Annotated in this window: 16 protein-coding genes, 4 tRNA genes and 1 riboswitch; of the genes, 15 read left to right on the top strand and 5 right to left on the bottom strand. The window is 57.8% G+C overall.

The window, feature by feature from the left end; genetic code table 11:
- Positions 1–23: 23 nt before the first annotated feature.
- The 5 genes from astA to astE all read left to right on the top strand — a co-directional run bounded on the left by astA (position 24) and on the right by astE (position 5396).
- Entirely contained in the window at positions 24–1049 is a 1026-nt protein-coding gene (gene astA, locus CLU80_RS05845; RefSeq protein WP_093430400.1) for an arginine N-succinyltransferase, read from the top strand.
- Positions 1046–2515, top strand: coding sequence for a succinylglutamate-semialdehyde dehydrogenase (gene astD / locus CLU80_RS05840; protein ID WP_286079815.1), 1470 nt, complete (start codon positions 1046–1048; stop codon positions 2513–2515). The genes astA and astD overlap by 4 nt, the downstream gene beginning before the upstream one ends.
- Positions 2516–2678: 163 nt before the next feature.
- A complete protein-coding gene (gene astB, locus CLU80_RS05835; protein ID WP_099756949.1) occupies positions 2679–4025 on the top strand; it encodes an N-succinylarginine dihydrolase in 1347 nt (448 codons plus the stop codon).
- A gap of 57 nt (positions 4026–4082) precedes the next feature.
- Positions 4083–4373 carry a hypothetical protein gene (locus tag CLU80_RS05830; protein ID WP_016983958.1) on the top strand — a complete coding sequence of 97 codons (291 nt, stop codon included), beginning with the start codon at positions 4083–4085 and terminating at the stop codon, positions 4371–4373.
- A gap of 12 nt (positions 4374–4385) precedes the next feature.
- The gene (astE, locus tag CLU80_RS05825) at positions 4386–5396 is read left to right on the top strand and encodes a succinylglutamate desuccinylase (RefSeq protein WP_093430392.1); all 1011 of its coding nucleotides are present in this window, start codon (positions 4386–4388) and stop codon (positions 5394–5396) included.
- A gap of 156 nt (positions 5397–5552) precedes the next feature.
- Here the strand turns inward: astE and CLU80_RS05820 are convergent, their stop codons facing one another.
- Positions 5553–6062, bottom strand: a complete 510-nt coding sequence (locus CLU80_RS05820) for a 6,7-dimethyl-8-ribityllumazine synthase (RefSeq protein WP_093430389.1) — start codon at positions 6060–6062, stop codon at positions 5553–5555.
- 101 nt (positions 6063–6163) lie between these two features.
- Positions 6164–6335, bottom strand: a riboswitch (FMN riboswitch).
- A 198-nt stretch (positions 6336–6533) separates the two neighbouring features.
- Here CLU80_RS05820 and ltaE point away from each other — a divergent pair.
- The 8 genes from ltaE (at position 6534) to CLU80_RS05780 (ending at position 12645) form a co-directional block, all read left to right on the top strand.
- A complete protein-coding gene (gene ltaE / locus CLU80_RS05815; RefSeq protein WP_099756948.1) occupies positions 6534–7538 on the top strand; it encodes a low-specificity L-threonine aldolase in 1005 nt (334 codons plus the stop codon).
- 146 nt (positions 7539–7684) lie between these two features.
- Positions 7685–10303 (top strand): alanine--tRNA ligase, encoded by a 2619-nt coding sequence (gene alaS, locus CLU80_RS05810; protein WP_095048115.1) that lies wholly within the window; start codon positions 7685–7687, stop codon positions 10301–10303.
- Positions 10304–10393: 90 nt separating this feature from the next.
- Positions 10394–11635 (top strand): aspartate kinase, encoded by a 1242-nt coding sequence (locus tag CLU80_RS05805; protein ID WP_007919332.1) that lies wholly within the window; start codon positions 10394–10396, stop codon positions 11633–11635.
- A gap of 187 nt (positions 11636–11822) precedes the next feature.
- A complete protein-coding gene (gene csrA, locus CLU80_RS05800; protein WP_002554426.1) occupies positions 11823–12011 on the top strand; it encodes a carbon storage regulator CsrA in 189 nt (62 codons plus the stop codon).
- A gap of 62 nt (positions 12012–12073) precedes the next feature.
- Positions 12074–12164, top strand: a tRNA-Ser gene (locus tag CLU80_RS05795).
- Between the two features lie 107 nt (positions 12165–12271).
- Positions 12272–12348: transfer RNA gene (locus CLU80_RS05790), tRNA-Arg, on the top strand.
- A gap of 72 nt (positions 12349–12420) precedes the next feature.
- Positions 12421–12497, top strand: a tRNA-Arg gene (locus CLU80_RS05785).
- A gap of 71 nt (positions 12498–12568) precedes the next feature.
- A tRNA-Arg gene (locus tag CLU80_RS05780) sits at positions 12569–12645 on the top strand.
- Positions 12646–12664: 19 nt separating this feature from the next.
- Here CLU80_RS05780 and CLU80_RS05775 read toward each other — a convergent pair.
- Complete coding sequence (locus tag CLU80_RS05775) at positions 12665–13183, bottom strand: cell envelope protein SmpA (protein WP_099756947.1); 519 nt, start codon at positions 13181–13183, stop codon at positions 12665–12667.
- Between the two features lie 320 nt (positions 13184–13503).
- Between CLU80_RS05775 and mgtE the strand changes: the two genes are divergently transcribed.
- Entirely contained in the window at positions 13504–14946 is a 1443-nt protein-coding gene (gene mgtE / locus CLU80_RS05770; protein ID WP_007919330.1) for a magnesium transporter, read from the top strand.
- A 114-nt stretch (positions 14947–15060) separates the two neighbouring features.
- On the opposite strand, the gene CLU80_RS05765 is transcribed toward mgtE, so the two are convergent.
- Positions 15061–15387 carry an Arc family DNA-binding protein gene (locus tag CLU80_RS05765; protein ID WP_003178899.1) on the bottom strand — a complete coding sequence of 109 codons (327 nt, stop codon included), beginning with the start codon at positions 15385–15387 and terminating at the stop codon, positions 15061–15063.
- Positions 15388–15777: 390 nt separating this feature from the next.
- On the opposite strand from CLU80_RS05765, the gene phnN reads away from it, so the two are divergent.
- Positions 15778–16347, top strand: coding sequence for a phosphonate metabolism protein/1,5-bisphosphokinase (PRPP-forming) PhnN (gene phnN / locus CLU80_RS05760; protein ID WP_099756946.1), 570 nt, complete (start codon positions 15778–15780; stop codon positions 16345–16347).
- Here phnN and CLU80_RS05755 read toward each other — a convergent pair.
- On the bottom strand, positions 16322–16501 hold the full coding sequence (locus tag CLU80_RS05755; RefSeq protein WP_099756945.1) for a PA3371 family protein: 180 nt from the start codon (positions 16499–16501) through the stop codon (positions 16322–16324). The two genes, phnN and CLU80_RS05755, sit on opposite strands and share 26 nt — an antisense overlap.
- Positions 16502–16521: 20 nt before the next feature.
- Entirely contained in the window at positions 16522–16758 is a 237-nt protein-coding gene (locus CLU80_RS05750; RefSeq protein ID WP_093430377.1) for a hypothetical protein, read from the bottom strand.
- Positions 16759–16852 lie beyond the last annotated feature (94 nt).

Genomic DNA, 16852 nt, shown 5'->3' with positions numbered 1-16852 from the left:
GGCGGCCCGTTTGAGGAGATAGCATGATTGTTCGTCCCGTACGCAGCAGCGATTTATCCGCTCTGATCGACCTGGCCCGCAGCACCGGCACCGGCCTGACCACGTTGCCGGCCAATGAAGAACGTCTGGCCCACCGGGTCGGCTGGGCCGAGAAGACCTTTCGCGGCGAAGCTGGCCGTGGCGACGCGGACTACCTGTTCGTGCTCGAAGACGACGATGGCCGCGTGGTAGGGATTTCCGCCATTGCTGGCGCCGTTGGTCTGCGTGAGCCGTGGTACAACTTCCGTGTCGGTCTGACCGTCAGCGCTTCGCAAGAGCTGAACATCTATCGCGAGATCCCGACGCTGTTTCTGGCCAACGATCTGACCGGCAATTCCGAGCTGTGCTCGCTGTTCCTGCACGCCGATTACCGCAACGGTCTGAACGGTCGCATGCTGTCGAAGGCGCGGATGCTGTTCATCGCGGAATTCCCTGAATTGTTCGGCAACAAGATCATCGCCGAAATGCGCGGTGTGTCCGATGACGCCGGCCGTTCGCCGTTCTGGGAAAGTCTCGGTCGTCACTTCTTCAAGATGGAATTCAGCCAGGCCGATTACCTGACCGGTGTCGGCAACAAGGCGTTCATTGCTGAGCTGATGCCGAAATTCCCGCTGTACACCTGCTTCCTCTCCGAAGGCGCACGTAACGTCATCGGTCAGGTGCACCCGGACACCGAGCCCGCCTTGGCGATGCTCAAGAGCGAAGGTTTCAGCTACCAGGGTTACGTCGACATCTTCGACGCAGGTCCGGCCATCGAATGCGAAACCGGCAAGATCCGCGCAGTGCGTGACAGTGAAGCGCTGGTGCTCGCCGTTGGCACGCCGGGCGAAGACGCGACGCCGTTCATCATCCATAACCGCAAGCGCGAAGATTGCCGCATCACTGCTGCGCCGGCGCGTCTGGCTGCCGGCACTCTGGTGGTCGATCCGCAGACCGCCAAACGTCTTCAACTCAACGCTGGCGATCAAGTGCGCGCCGTGGCGTTGTCCGCTGCACGGGAGTCGAAATAATGAATTCGCTATACATCGCAGGTGAGTGGCTGGCCGGTCAGGGCGAAGCCTTTCAATCGCTGAACCCGGTGACCCAGCAAGTGCTGTGGTCGGGGGAGGGCGCCACGACTGCTCAGGTTGAATCGGCTGTGCAGGCTGCGCGTCAGGCGTTCCCGGGTTGGGCGCGTCGTACGCTCGACGAGCGCATCGCTGTGCTTGAAGCGTTCGCCGCCGCGCTGAAAAACCACGCAGACGAACTGGCTCGCACCATCGGTGAGGAGACCGGCAAACCATTGTGGGAATCGGCGACCGAAGTAACCAGCATGGTCAACAAGATTGCGATCTCGGTGCAGAGCTACCGCGAACGTACCGGCGAGAAGAGCGGCCCGTTGGGCGACGCGACTGCCGTGTTGCGTCATAAGCCGCACGGTGTGGTTGCGGTGTTTGGTCCTTACAACTTCCCTGGGCACTTGCCGAACGGTCACATCGTTCCGGCGTTGCTGGCGGGTAACAGCGTGCTGTTCAAGCCAAGCGAACTGACGCCGAAAGTCGCCGAGCTGACGGTCAAGTGCTGGATCGAAGCCGGTCTGCCGGCAGGCGTTTTGAACCTGCTGCAAGGCGCTCGCGAAACCGGCATCGCACTGGCGGCGAACCCGGGCATCGACGGTCTGTTCTTCACCGGTTCGAGCCGTACCGGCAATCATCTGCACCAGCAATTCGCCGGGCGTCCGGACAAGATTCTGGCGCTGGAAATGGGCGGCAATAACCCGCTGGTGGTGGATCAGGTCGCGGATCTGGATGCGGCGGTTTACACGATCATTCAGTCGGCGTTCATCTCTGCCGGTCAGCGTTGCACTTGTGCACGCCGGTTGTTGGTGCCGCAAGGCGCCTGGGGCGACAGCCTGCTCAAGCGTCTGGTTGAGGTCAGCGCGACCATTGAAGTCGGCGCGTTCGACCAGCAGCCGGCGCCGTTCATGGGCTCGGTGATTTCCCTTGGCGCGGCGAAAGCACTGATGGACGCTCAAGCACATCTGCTGGCCAACGGCGCAGTATCGCTGCTTGAAATGACTCAGCCGCAGGCGCAAGCGGCGTTGCTGACGCCGGGCATTGTTGACGTGACGGCGGTTGCCGATCGCCCGGACGAAGAACTGTTCGGCCCGTTGCTGCAAGTAATCCGCTACACCGATTTCGAAGCGGCGATCGCTGAAGCCAACGACACTGCTTACGGCCTGGCCGCAGGTCTGTTGTCGGATTCTGAAGCGCGTTATCAGCAGTTCTGGCTGGAAAGCCGCGCCGGTATCGTCAACTGGAACAAGCAGCTGACCGGCGCTGCGAGCAGCGCGCCGTTTGGTGGTGTCGGCGCTTCGGGCAACCACCGCGCCAGCGCCTATTACGCGGCGGATTACTGCGCGTACCCGGTGGCCTCGCTGGAAACCCCAAGCCTGGTGTTGCCTGCTGCCCTGACGCCTGGCGTGAAAATGGCGTGATGCCCATTCGCGAGCAGGCTCGCTCCCACAGATTCAGTGGTGTTCACACATTTTGTGTTCAACATAAATCCTGTGGGAGCGAGCTTGCTCGCGAAGGCCGCGCCTCGGTCTAAAAGAATAGTTACTGAAGCCTATAACAACAGATTCTCGTGGAGCCTCGCTGATGAAATCCTATGAAGTCAATTTTGACGGTCTAGTGGGGCCGACCCATAACTACGGTGGTCTGTCCTACGGTAACGTTGCTTCCCAGAGCAACAGCCAGCAGTCTTCGAACCCGAAGGAAGCGGCCTTGCAAGGTCTGGCGAAGATGAAAGCGCTGATGGAAATGGGCTTTCAGCAAGGCGTGCTCGCACCGCAGGAGCGTCCGGACGTGGCCGCTCTGCGCCGTCTGGGCTTCAGCGGTACCGACGCGCAAGTGATCGAGCGTGCCGCCAAAGAGGCGATGCCTCTGCTGGTCGCCAGTTGTTCCGCGTCGAGCATGTGGGTGGCTAACGCCGCGACTGTCAGCCCGAGTGCCGACACCGCAGACGGTCGGGTGCATTTCACCGCAGCCAACCTCAACTGCAAATACCACCGCAGCATCGAGCACCCGACCACCAGCCGCGTGCTCGGCGCGATGTTCGCCAATCAGCAGCACTTCGCCCATCACGCCGCGTTGCCGGCAGTGGCGCAGTTCGGCGACGAAGGTGCGGCCAACCACACACGTTTCTGCCGCGAATATGGCGAAGCGGGCGTCGAGTTTTTCGTATTCGGTCGCAGTGCCTTCGACAATCGCTACCCGGCGCCGCAGAAATATCCGGCGCGCCAGACCCTCGAAGCCTCGCAAGCCGTTGCGCGTCTGCACGGTCTGCGTGACGAAGGCGTGGTTTACGCGCAGCAGAACCCGAACGTGATCGATCAAGGCGTGTTCCACAACGACGTGATCGCCGTCGGTAACGGTGAAGTGCTGTTCTATCACGAGGACGCGTTCCTCGACACCGATCAGATGCTGGCCGAACTGCAAAGCAAGCTCGCCAAAGTCGGCGGCAACTTCCAGTCCGTGTGTGTGCCGCGTTCGGCAGTCACCGTGGATGATGCGGTGCGTTCCTACCTGTTCAACAGCCAGTTGCTCTCGCGTCCTGACGGTTCGATGCTGCTGATCGTGCCGCAAGAGTGCCAGGCCAACGAGCGCGTCTGGACTTACCTGCAAGAGCTGACCAGCTCCGGCGGCCTGATCCGCGAAGTGAAAGTCTTCGATCTCAAGCAAAGCATGCAGAACGGTGGTGGCCCGGCGTGCCTGCGACTGCGCGTCGCGCTTAACGAAACCGAACTGGCGGCGGTCAACCCAGGGGTTATCATGACGCCACCGTTGTACGGTTCGTTGACCGCATGGGTTGAAAAGCACTACCGCGACCGCCTGAGCGAAACCGATCTGGCGGATCCGCAATTGCTGCTTGAATGCCGGACGGCACTGGATGAACTGACGCAAATCCTTAAACTGGGCGCGGTTTATCCATTCCAGATCAATTGATGGCCGGCGCGTCGCCTGAACGCGGCGCGCGGCTTGTCTCCCCAAGAGAGTAAAAACATGAGCGATTCCCTGCAGTTGATCCTTGAAGACACCGACGGCACGCAACTGCAAACCTCGTGCACCCGCGTCGCGGTCATGTGGCAAGGCAAAGAGCTGTGGATCCAGCAGGACGGCCGTGGCCAACTGCTGATCGGCGTGGACGTTGAAGAAGGTGACGCCGAGTATGCCAACCTGCTGCTGCGCCCATTGGCGACTAATCTGGTAAGTCTGCAACTGGAAATGGAACCGGCTGACGTCGGCGACGACGAAGACCACGTGCACGGCCCGGATTGCAACCACGATCACTAAGGAAACCGCTCTATGCTCGCCCTCGGCAAACTGCTTGAACTGACCCTCGCCGGCCGTGAACCGGCGGAGAAGACTCAACTGACTGTCGAAGGCGTGCGTATGCGCTGGTTGAGCGAAGGTGCGCTGGAAGTGCGGCCACCCGAAGCGCGCGACAATGGCCTGGACCTGCTGCTGTCGGCAGGTATTCACGGCAACGAAACAGCGCCGATCGAGTTGCTTGACCGGCTGCTGCACGACATCGCCCGCGGCGATCTGAAGCCGCGCGCACGCATTCTGTTCCTGTTCGGCAACCCGGAAGCGATTCGCAAGGGCGAGCGTTTCGTCGAGCAGGACGTCAATCGGCTGTTCAACGGCCGTCATGAACAAAGCAGTGGCAGCGAAGCGCTGCGTGCCTGTGAGCTGGAACGTCTGGCGGCGAGTTTCTTCAGCCTGCCGGATCGCCAGCGTCTGCACTATGACCTGCACACGGCGATTCGCGGTTCGAAGATCGAGCAGTTCGCGCTGTATCCGTGGAAGGAAGGTCGTCAGCATTCGCGTCTGGAGCTGGCACGTCTGCGCGCTGCCGGAATGGAAGCGGTGCTGTTGCAGAACAAACCGTCGATCGTCTTCAGCTCGTACACCTACGACAAGCTCGGTGCCGAGGCTTTCACGCTGGAACTGGGCAAGGCGCGGCCGTTCGGGCAGAACGACGGGGTCAATGTGTCGCTGCTGGAAACCCGTCTGCAACAGATCATTGAAGGCAACGAGCCGGAGATGGCGGAGCAGGGGCTGGACGGTTTGCAGCTGTTCAGCGTCGCCCGGGAAATCATCAAACACAGCGATGCATTCCGTCTGAACCTGCCGCAGGACATCGAAAACTTTTCAGAGTTGGAGATGGGCTATGTGTTGGCCGAAGATCTGGCCAATACCCGTTGGGTCATTGAGGAAGAGGGAGCACGCATCATCTTTCCCAATCCCAAGGTCAAGAACGGCTTGCGCGCGGGCATCCTGATCGTCCCGACCACCGACGAAAACCTCGCCTGACCTCAATCGCAAGGTCTACACAGAACCACTGTGGGAGCGAGCTTGCTCGCGAATGCAATCGGGCATTCAACATTTAAGTTGGCTGTCAATCCGCTTTCGCGAGCAAGCTCGCTCCCACAGGGGAATGAGTGAGACCAGAGATCTCACTCATCGTGTTTACACCGCTACAGCATGCGGCTCGGTGCGGCGCAGTGCGCGAACCTTGCGCAGCGTATCGGCGCAAGTCCGCGCCGCTTCCTGGCCCTTGTGTACAAAGTGCTCGAAGAAGAACTTCTGATGCTCGTCACCGGCATGGAAGTGATGCGGCGTCAGGGATACCGAGAACACCGGCACTTCAGTTTCCAACTGCACTTGCATCAGGCCGCTGACCACCGACTGAGCGACGAACTCGTGACGGTAGATGCCGCCGTCCACGACCAGGGCTGCGGCGACGATGCCGGCATAACGACCGGTCTTGGCCAGCAACTTGGCGTGCAGAGGCATTTCAAAAGCGCCGCCGACTTCGAAGATGTCGATGTCCGATTCCTGATAACCCAAGGCAAGCATTTCGGCGACGAAGCCTTTACGGCTCTGGTCGACGATTTCCTTGTGCCAGCAGGCCTGAATGAACGCGACGCGCTCGCCGTGAGGGTGTTTGCTTTTGCTGTCGATAGCGGTGGGTTGCATGTTCTGACTCCTGTTTGTGTGAAAAACAGGGCGTTATGAATCGAAAGGGATTCAAGGGTGCGCACACGCACAACATCGCGCGGACGGCCCTTTGGCGTTAATCCCGTTCTCTCTTCATCCGGACTATGACCGTCGGCCCCGGAATCACACCGGGTCTGCTGACCTTGCCATCGCGCACAACCGAAGCTGTGTTCGTCGCCAAGCGCTCGCGGGCTATGCGCATTGCGCGCAATTACCGCCGGTGGGGAATTGCACCCCGCCCTGAGAACGTTTTTGCCGCCCTTTCTCGGGCGGCGCAGCGTTTTTAACACAGATTGTGGCTGTGTGCATTGCGCCTTTCTGATGATTGCCATCGAATTTTCTGGCGGTTCGAAACGACTTTTCCTTGCGCAAGGGTTGATTAATCCGAGCGATGACCGCAGTAATTCAACTTCGTAAAGGGATTTCCCCTGCTGATTAGAGGCCAGGTTCATGAGCGTTATCGATCTTCGCAGCGACACCGTCACCCAACCGACTCCCGCCATGCTCGATGCGATGACCGCAGCGGACACCGGTGATGACGTTTACGGCGAAGATCCGACGGTCAATCGTCTCGAGGCCGAACTGGCCAAGCGACTGGGTTTTGCTGCCGCGTTGTTCGTACCGACGGGCACCATGAGCAACCTGCTGGGGTTGATGGCGCACTGTGAGCGCGGCGACGAATACATCGTTGGCCAGCAGGCGCACACCTACAAATACGAGGGCGGTGGCGCGGCGGTGCTGGGCTCGATCCAGCCGCAGCCGCTGGAAGTGCAGGCCGACGGTTCGCTGGATCTGGATCAGGTCGCGGCGGCGATCAAGCCTGACGACTTCCATTTCGCTCGGACTCGTTTGCTTGCGCTGGAAAACACCATGCAGGGCAAAGTGCTGCCGCTGGAGTATCTGGCCCGCGCCCGCTGCTTCACTCAGGACAAAGGCTTGCAGTTGCACCTCGACGGCGCGCGTCTTTACAACGCGGCAGTCAAGCTGGGCGTCGATGCCCGGGAAATCACTCAGTACTTTGATTCGGTGTCAGTGTGCCTGTCCAAAGGCCTTGGCGCGCCGGTGGGCTCAGTGCTGTGTGGCTCTGAGCAGTTGATCGGCAAGGCCCGTCGCTTGCGCAAAATGGTCGGCGGCGGCATGCGTCAGGCTGGGCTGCTGGCAGCGGCGGGGCTGTATGCGCTGGACCACAATGTTGATCGCCTGGCAGACGACCATGCCAACGCACAGTTACTGGCCGAGGGCTTGCGTGAAGCAGGTTTCATCGTCGAACCGGTGCAAACCAACATGGTTTATGTGCAAATGGGTGAAAAAGCTGAAGCGATCAAGGCCTTTGCCGCCGAGCGCGGGATCAAGTTGAGCGCTGCCGCGCGTCTGCGCATGGTCACGCACATGGACGTCAATCGCTCGCAAATCGAGCAAGTGATCGCGACATTCGTCGAGTTTTCGCGCAAGTGACAGCGTTAGCCGTCCAATTGACCGTTTCTATCGTATAAACACGCTGTACCCCGCGCGCAGGGCCGATATAATGCGGCCCTTTGCCGTCGCTTCGTCTGTTGACGTTTCGAACAGGCCTTTGGCCGCAGCCTCCGTGGAAGAACCTAATGAAAAGCGCAGAAATCCGTGAAGCCTTCCTTCGCTTCTTCGAAGAGCAAGGCCACACCCGTGTAGCCTCCAGCTCTTTGATTCCGGGCAACGACCCAACCCTGCTGTTCACTAACGCGGGGATGAACCAGTTCAAGGACTGCTTCCTGGGCCAGGAAAAACGTGCGTACACCCGCGCGACCAGCAGCCAGAAATGCGTGCGTGCCGGTGGCAAGAACAGCGACCTGGAAAACGTCGGTTATACCGCTCGTCACCACACATTTTTCGAAATGCTCGGTAATTTCAGCTTCGGCGACTATTTCAAGCACGACGCGATTACCTTTGCCTGGACCTTCCTGACCGGCGTTCTGAAACTGCCGAAGGAAAAACTCTGGGTCACTGTCTACGCCTCCGACGACGAAGCGTATGACATCTGGACCAAAGAAATCGGTGTGCCGGTCGAGCGCATGATTCGCATCGGCGACAACAAAGGCGCGCCTTACGCCTCCGACAACTTCTGGACCATGGGCGATACCGGCCCGTGCGGCCCATGCACCGAGATTTTCTACGATCACGGCGACCACATCTGGGGCGGCCCACCGGGCTCGCCGGAAGAAGACGGCGACCGTTACATCGAGATCTGGAACAACGTGTTCATGCAGTTCAACCGCACCGCCGATGGCGTGTTGCATCCGTTGCCAGCGCCGTCGGTCGACACCGGCATGGGCCTGGAGCGGATCAGTGCGGTGATGCAGCACGTCAACTCCAACTACGACATTGACCTGTTCAAGAACCTGCTGAAGGCCTCGGCTGAAGCCATCGGTTGCGAAAATGGCGATCAGTCGTCGCTCAAGGTTGTTTCCGACCATATCCGTTCGTGCGGCTTCCTGATTGCTGACGGCGTGCTGCCGTCCAACGAAGGTCGCGGTTATGTGCTGCGCCGGATCATCCGTCGCGCCTGCCGTCACGGTAACAAACTGGGCGCCACCGGCAGCTTCTTCTACAAGATCGTCGCGGCGCTGGTCGCCGAGATGGGCGAAGCGTTCCCGGAACTGAAAAAGCAGCAGAGCAACATCGAACGTGTGCTCAAGGCTGAGGAGGAGCAGTTCTCCAAAACGCTGGAGCACGGCCTGAAGATCCTTGAGCAGGATCTGCTGGAACTCAAAGGCACCGTGGTGCCGGGCGACGTGGTGTTCAAACTCTACGACACCTACGGTTTCCCGATGGACCTGACCGCCGACATCGCCCGTGAGCGCAGCCTGACGGTCGACGAAGCCGGTTTCGAGCGTGAGATGGAAGCCCAGCGTGTTCGTGCGCGTTCGGCCAGCTCGTTCGGTCTGGATTACAACACCCTGGTCAAGGTTGATGTCGCCACCGAGTTCACCGGCTACAAAGACACCAGCGGTTCGGCAAAAATTGTCGCTATCTATAAAGATGGCCAGTCGGTCGACGTCTTGAATGAAGGCGAAGAGGCGGTGATCGTTCTGAATCAGACGCCGTTCTACGCTGAATCCGGCGGCCAGATCGGCGACTGCGGTTTCCTGCAGGCAGGTAACGCGCGTTTCGACGTACGTGACACCACCAAGACCGGCGGCGCATTCCTGCACCACGGCGTGCTGGATTCGGGCAGCCTGACCATTGGCGCTCCGGTGGAAACTCACGTCGACGCCGAAGTGCGTCACGCCACTTCGCTGAACCACTCGGCCACGCACTTGCTGCACGCTGCATTGCGTCAGGTCTTGGGCGAGCACGTTCAGCAGAAAGGTTCGTTGGTGGATAGCCAGCGTCTGCGTTTCGACTTCAGTCACTTTGAAGCGATCAAGCCGGAACAGATCAAAGCGCTGGAAGATATCGTCAACGCGGAGATCCGTAAGAACTCCGCGGTTGAAACCGAAGAAACCGACATCGAAACCGCGAAGAACAAAGGCGCCATGGCGCTGTTCGGCGAGAAGTATGGCGACAACGTGCGCGTGCTGAGCATGGGCGGCGATTTCTCCGTCGAACTGTGTGGCGGTATCCACGCCAACCGTACCGGCGATATCGGCCTGCTGAAAATCATCAGCGAAGGCGGTGTGGCATCAGGCGTGCGTCGTATCGAAGCAGTCACTGGTGCTGCAGCACTGGCTTACTTGAACGCGGCAGAAGAACAACTCAAGGAAGCGGCCAGCCTGGTCAAGGGCAGCCGCGACAACCTGATCGACAAGCTGTCGGCTGTGCTGGAGCGCAACCGCCAACTGGAGAAACAGCTAGAGCAGTTACAGGCCAAGGCTGCCAGTGCCGCGGGCGACGATCTGTCGAACTCGGCAGTGGACGTCAAGGGTGTGAAGGTTCTGGCCGCACGTCTGGATGGTCAGGACGGCAAGGCGCTGCTGGCGCTGGTTGATCAGCTGAAAAACAAACTCGGCCGCGCAGTGATCCTGCTCGGCAGTGTCCATGAGGAAAAGGTCGTACTGGTTGCAGGCGTAACCAAGGACCTGACTGGCCAACTCAAAGCCGGTGATTTGATGAAGCAGGCTGCTGCGGCAGTGGGCGGGAAGGGCGGTGGTCGTCCGGACATGGCGCAGGGCGGCGGTGTCGACGCCGGCGCACTGGATGGTGCTTTGGCGCTGACCGTTCCATTCGTCGAGCAGGGTTTATAAGGCAGTCCGCCCGGCCCGCAGTCTAGTGGCGGGTCCGGCGGCTGTTCGAGTGATTATTGGGCGCCCTTCATGGGCAGAGGCGGCTTTGAAATGGCTTTGATCGTACAGAAATTTGGAGGCACCTCGGTCGGTACCGTCGAGAGAATCGAGCAGGTCGCCGACAAGGTTAAGAAATTCCGCGATGCCGGCGATGACCTGGTGGTTGTGCTGTCTGCAATGAGCGGCGAAACCAACCGTCTGATCGATCTGGCCAAACAAATCAGTGGCGACACTCAACCGGTTCCGCGTGAGCTGGATGTGATCGTTTCCACTGGTGAGCAGGTGACGATTGCCCTGTTGGCCATGGCGCTGATCAAGCGCGGCGTGCCGGCGGTGTCGTACACCGGTAATCAGGTGCGGATCCTGACGGACAGTGCGCACAATAAAGCGCGTATCTTGCAGATTGATGACCAGAAGATTCGTGGTGATCTGAAAGCCGGTCGCGTTGTCGTTGTCGCCGGTTTCCAGGGCGTCGACGAGCACGGCAACATCACCACTCTCGGTCGTGGCGGTTCCGACACCACCGGTGTGGCACTGGCTGCCGCGTTGAAGGCTGACGAGTGCCAGATCTACACCGACGTTGACGGTGTTTACACCACCGATCCACGTGTTGTGCCAGTCGCTCAACGTCTCGACAAGATTACCTTTGAAGAGATGCTGGAAATGGCCAGCCTCGGTTCCAAGGTGTTGCAGATCCGTGCGGTGGAATTCGCCGGCAAGTACAACGTTCCGCTGCGCGTACTGCACAGCTTCAAGGAGGGTCCGGGCACCCTCATTACTATTGATGAAGAGGAAACCATGGAACAGCCGATCATTTCCGGCATCGCTTTCAACCGCGATGAAGCCAAGCTGACCATCCGTGGCGTGCCAGACACCCCGGGCGTGGCGTTCAAGATTCTCGGCCCGATTAGTGCCGCGAACATCGAAGTCGACATGATCGTGCAGAACGTCGCGCACGATAACACCACCGACTTCACCTTCACCGTGCACCGCAACGACTACCAGGCCGCACAGACCGTGCTGGAAAACACCGCTCGCGAGATCGGTGCCCGTGAAGTGGTTGGCGACACCAAGATTGCCAAGGTTTCGATCGTCGGCGTCGGCATGCGTTCTCACGCAGGTGTGGCCAGCCGCATGTTCGAATCCCTGGCGAAAGAAAGCATCAACATCCAGATGATCTCGACCTCGGAAATCAAGGTTTCCGTGGTGATTGAAGAGAAGTACCTGGAACTGGCCGTGCGCGCCCTGCACACGGCTTTCGAACTGGATGCTCCGGCCCGTCAGGGCGAGTAATTCCGTTTCTTGAAGGGCGCGGTCTGACCGCGCCCTTTATTTTTTGAATGGCGCGAGCCCTGAACTGTTCTTTTGCTCGCGCTGGTCAATACTCAGGCATGTAGGGCTACGATCGCTCCGGTTGTAGGTCGGGTGCCTTTTTTTTGCAGACTGTTGTCCCTGAACTGAATTGCGTAAGGAGAAAGGTATGCTGATTCTGACTCGTCGGTGCGCAGAAAGCCTGATTATCGGTGATGGCGAAATCACCGTGACCGTGCTCGGCGTTAAAGGAAACCAAGTGCGTATCGGCGTCAACGCCCCGAAAGAGGTTGCCGTGCACCGTGAGGAAATTTACCTGCGTATAAAGAAAGAGAAGGACGAAGAACCAAGCCATTAATTTTTATCGATTTTTATGTTTGCAAACGGGGAAAAGGTTGGTTAAGATACGCCCCGTGTTGCGGAGAGCTGGCCGAGTGGCCGAAGGCGCTCCCCTGCTAAGGGAGTACACCTCAAAAGGGTGTCGGGGGTTCGAATCCCCCGTTCTCCGCCATTATTTGCTTAGTACGTTGTAATCTGGCTTTTTCTGTAAGTTGTTGAAATTAATAGAAAAAGTGGTTGGAATAGAGATTAGACGGGCTATAATGCGGCGCAACAAATGCACTCGTAGCTCAGCTGGATAGAGTACTCGGCTACGAACCGAGCGGTCACAGGTTCGAATCCTGTCGAGTGCACCATTTAAGAGTCAGTTACAGCAATGTAAGTGACTCGGCTTCAACCAGGTGTGATCTGGTCTAACAAACACAAATGCACTCGTAGCTCAGCTGGATAGAGTACTCGGCTACGAACCGAGCGGTCACAGGTTCGAATCCTGTCGAGTGCACCATTTAAGAGTTAGTTGCAGCAATGTGAATAACTTGGTTTCAGCCAGTTGTGGTCTGGTCTAAAAACACAAATGCACTCGTAGCTCAGCTGGATAGAGTACTCGGCTACGAACCGAGCGGTCACAGGTTCGAATCCTGTCGAGTGCACCATATACCAAAAAGCCCGCGTTTAACGCGGGCTTTTTGCTGTCCGGGATTTGGCTTTTGCTTTCACGCATCCTCGTTCGTCAAAATCAATTTGAGCCGAACGTCCTCGCTTGAGGTCGTATCGATAGCTCGTCGTCGATGTTCGGATATTTACCTTGTCCGGTTTACCTAGCGCGCTCTCGACATCTTGTTGGCTCATGCCGGCAATGACACGGCGATTGATGATCGCTTCGCGACGTTGCCTGGCGTCAATCAGGTTTCCGCATCTGTCTTCAGCGTGACCAACAATCCCCAGTGCTCGAGTTTTTGTTGTCATCCCGGATATTTTCTCATGGTTGTGTTCCGGCATCACCGCCACGACTGATCCGGGGGAATAGGGGTGAACTTCCTGTGCTGAGCGCCGCTCGCCGTGCGCACAACTCATCGAGGTGAAGGTGATGCTGCCATCATCGGCTTCGCAACGATGCAGTGTGAGGGCGGCTCCGCCAGGCGGCACGCAAAGCAGGCTGGCGAGTACAAGGTGAGATGTTTTCAAGGGCATTCGACGTCCTCCATGACGATCTATGCTCAAGGGTAGTCGCTACATTTTTCAGTGTCGGTGTGTTTTCTTTTCAGAATGAGTCGTCGCATAGCAAGGATCAGGACAGTGCTCAGGTTTGTTTCGCAAGCGCTTGTTTCGCCCGCGATTTTTTAACGTTTTAAACCGTCATGCGGTGTATCATTGCGCCCGTCAGCCCCGCCGGGGCTTATGGAAAAATTCCATGGACTTACCCAGTAGTTACTCAGTACCCCGTTTCACCAATCATGAATTGACTGATTGATTCTTCCGGCGTGCCCCGCTGCTGGGAGTGGAGTTCGCCTATGTCTGAAATCGAAGTAAAGAAAACGCAAGAAAGCCTGCAGGATCGCCTGGCTCAGGTCGTCGAGCTGCTGCAGCGTCAACGGGTCGTTGAAGACCTGACTCATCGCCAGGAAGGCGCGCATCACGATCGCGTCGAAAATCTGGTTCACCGGCAAAATCTCGTCGAGCTGCAACGCAAGCTCGATGATCTGCACTCCGCCGACGTCGCCTATATCCTTGAAGCCTTGCCGCTGGACGACCGTCTGACGCTTTGGCAATTGGTCAAGGCTGATCGCGACGGCGACATTCTTCTCGAAGTATCCGACTCCGTTCGTGAAACGCTGATCGCCGACATGGACGATCACGAGCTCCTGGCCGCCGCCAAGGACATGGATGCAGACGAACTTGCTGACCTGGCTTCCGAGCTGCCGCGAGACGTCGTCCATGAGCTGATGGAGAGCCTGGATAATCAGCAGCGTGAGCGCGTGCGTTCGGCCTTGTCCTACGACGAGGAGCAGGTTGGTGCGCTGATGGACTTCGAGATGGTGACTATCCGTGAGGATGTCAGTCTCGAAGTCGTTCTGCGCTATCTGCGTCGCCTTAAAGAGCTTCCCGGCCATACCGATAAACTGTTCGTGGTCGATTACGACGGTGTGCTCAAAGGTGTGCTGCCGATCAAGCGCCTTTTGGTTAATGATCCTGACAAACAAGTAGCCGAGGTGATGGCCAGCGACCCGGTGAGCTTTCACCCGGACGAAGATGCCTACGACGCCGCGCAGGCGTTCGAGCGTTACGACTTGATCTCGGCTCCGGTCGTCGACAAGAACGGCAAGTTGATCGGTCGTCTGACCATCGATGAAATGGTCGACCTGATTCGTGAAGAAAGCGAGAACGAAGTCCTCAACATGGCGGGTCTGCGTGAGGAGGAAGACATCTTCGCGTCGGTCTGGAAGTCGCTTCGTAACCGTTGGGCATGGCTGGCGATCAACTTGATCACTGCGTTTGTTGCATCGCGGGTGATCGGTCTGTTCGAGGGCTCGATCGAGAAACTGGTGGCGCTCGCTGCACTGATGCCGATCGTGGCGGGCATTGGCGGCAATTCCGGTAACCAGACGATCACCATGATCGTTCGCGCCATGGCGCTCGATCAGGTAAGCACCGGCAATACTTCGCGCCTGATGCGCAAGGAATTGGCCGTAGGCTTGATCAATGGCCTTGTCTGGGGCGGTGTGATTGGTGTCGTTGCTTATCTTCTTTACGGAAGTTGGTCGTTGGGTGTGGTGATGACCGCGGCAATGACACTCAACCTGTTGCTGGCTGCATTGATGGGGGTACTTATCCCTATGACCTTGGCGAAGATGGGGCGAGACCCTGCGATGGGGGCTAGCGTGATGATTACTGCGATGACCGACAGCGGAGGTTTCTTCATCTTCCTCGGGCTGGCGACAATATTCCTGCTCTGATCAGCTACAGCGAAACAGCCCGCCTATCTGGCGGGCTTTTTTTTGCCTGGGAAAACTCAAAATCCGCGCAAAAAAAAGCCAGCAATTATGCTGGCTTGAGATGTTCGTTATGGCTCAGGACGCGTCTGCTGCCATTTCGGCGTCATGGGCAATCAAGGACACCAAGGCGTTCTGCTGACGGTGAGACAGCTGGCGGAAACGTTGCAACAGCTCGCGCTCGTGCAACGACAGCTCCGGGCTGTCCAGGCGCATGCTCAGCTCTTCGCCCAGTGCACCTTCCTGAATAAGACTCTGCTCAAGGCGCGCAATGATCTCGGAGTTCATGCTGCGATGATGATTGCGAGCCACCTCGGCAATGCGTTCACGCATTCCGTCTGGCAGACGTACGACGAACTTGTCAGCCGTACGGCTGGAATAAATTGCCTGTTTCAATGGGCGCATATATTTAACCGGTTAGTTCAGGGGAGCGGTTCTCGGGATTGGCCGCAGGATGTGTGGTAGGACAAGCATCCGCGCCAAATGGTTCAACCTGAATTGTTAAGAGGCCCGCATCATGCCTCAAAATTGCCAGATCATTGGCGTCAATTCTGTGACAAATATTGAGCTGGGTAAAGGCGTAATGCCAGCACCAATTATCAGAAATGCGGACTGGTTAGAAATCTTCACCTCTGTCCGCATCCTTGTCCGCTTCCTGCTGCACATCAATTGATGTCCGAGGGCATCAGAACGTGCATGCTATGCGGGTTCTGCATCCTTGTTCCTTACCTGTACAGGATAGTGGCAAATTGCCGATTTACTAGTGGCATACACCTGCTGGAGGGCGTTTTCAGGATGGATGGCAAGCTAATTTACTTGATGGGGCCGTCCGGGTCAGGCAAGGACAGTTTGATCGAGGCTGCGCGAGCCCCCTTACGTGCATTGAACTGTGAGGTGATGCGTCGGGTGATCACGCGATCTGCCGAATCGGTGGGGGAGGATGCTGTTGGGGTGACACCGGATGAGTTTGAGCGGCGTGAGCGCGTCGGCGAATTTTCATTGGCCTGGCGTGCCAATGGTCTCGCCTACGGGATTCCAGTGGAAATGGATCAATGGCTGAATGCTGGACGGCATGTATTGGTCAATGGTTCGCGGGCCAATCTGCGTCAAGCAATGCAGCGCTATCCAGCGCTGCTGCCAGTCTTGCTGACAGTTCGGGATGAGGTGTTGCGAGAGCGTCTGCTCAAGCGTGGTCGAGAAACGCTTGAGCAAATTGACGCAAGACTGGATCGCAATGTGTTGTTCAAGGATAGGCGGTCAAGTGATGAGCCGGTAAATGTCATTGATAATTCCGGGGAGCTGGCGGAGGCCGTCAGTGATCTTTTGCGTCTGATCAGGCTCAGCGTAAAACCGGATCAAATTTGATCTTTCTTCCCGCAGCCAGCGCCAGCACAAATAGTGTGGCAAAAATGGCGCAGCCAATCAGGGGCAGGGTGATTTCAGCGCCCTCGAACAGCGATAAATGCACAGCGCCACTCAATAGAGCGAGGATCAGAAATCCCGCAGCTGACTTGGACATGTTTTACTCCTGAAGATGTTTCAAAAAACCAGATGTTCGGAGGTCAGTGCTGGTCGCACCTGCTCAGAGTTACTGACGGCCTGTGGGGTAGAGGTGTCCTGATCGTTCAGCACCGCCAGTTGGGGTGCTTTTTGTACCTGCAAGTAATGCGGCATGCGCTGGGCCAATGGCTTCTGTGTTGCATGCTCGGGCACAAACTGGAAGCTCACCAAAACCGCAAGAGCAATTGCATTTGCAAGCAAAAGGGTGGTGTTCATGGGTGTAGCTCCGAATGTTCTTCGATAGAACAGACAAAGCAGCCGTCGTGCCAACAGTTTAACCTCTGTTAAGTCCTTTAAAAACAAGCATTTG

This window comes from Pseudomonas sp. 29 (assembly GCF_002754355.1).
In the GTDB taxonomy this organism is placed as follows: Bacteria; Pseudomonadota; Gammaproteobacteria; order Pseudomonadales; family Pseudomonadaceae; genus Aquipseudomonas; species Aquipseudomonas neuropathica.
The sequence above is the reverse complement of the archived record's forward strand: the minus strand, read 5'-3'. Positions and strand labels throughout refer to the sequence as shown.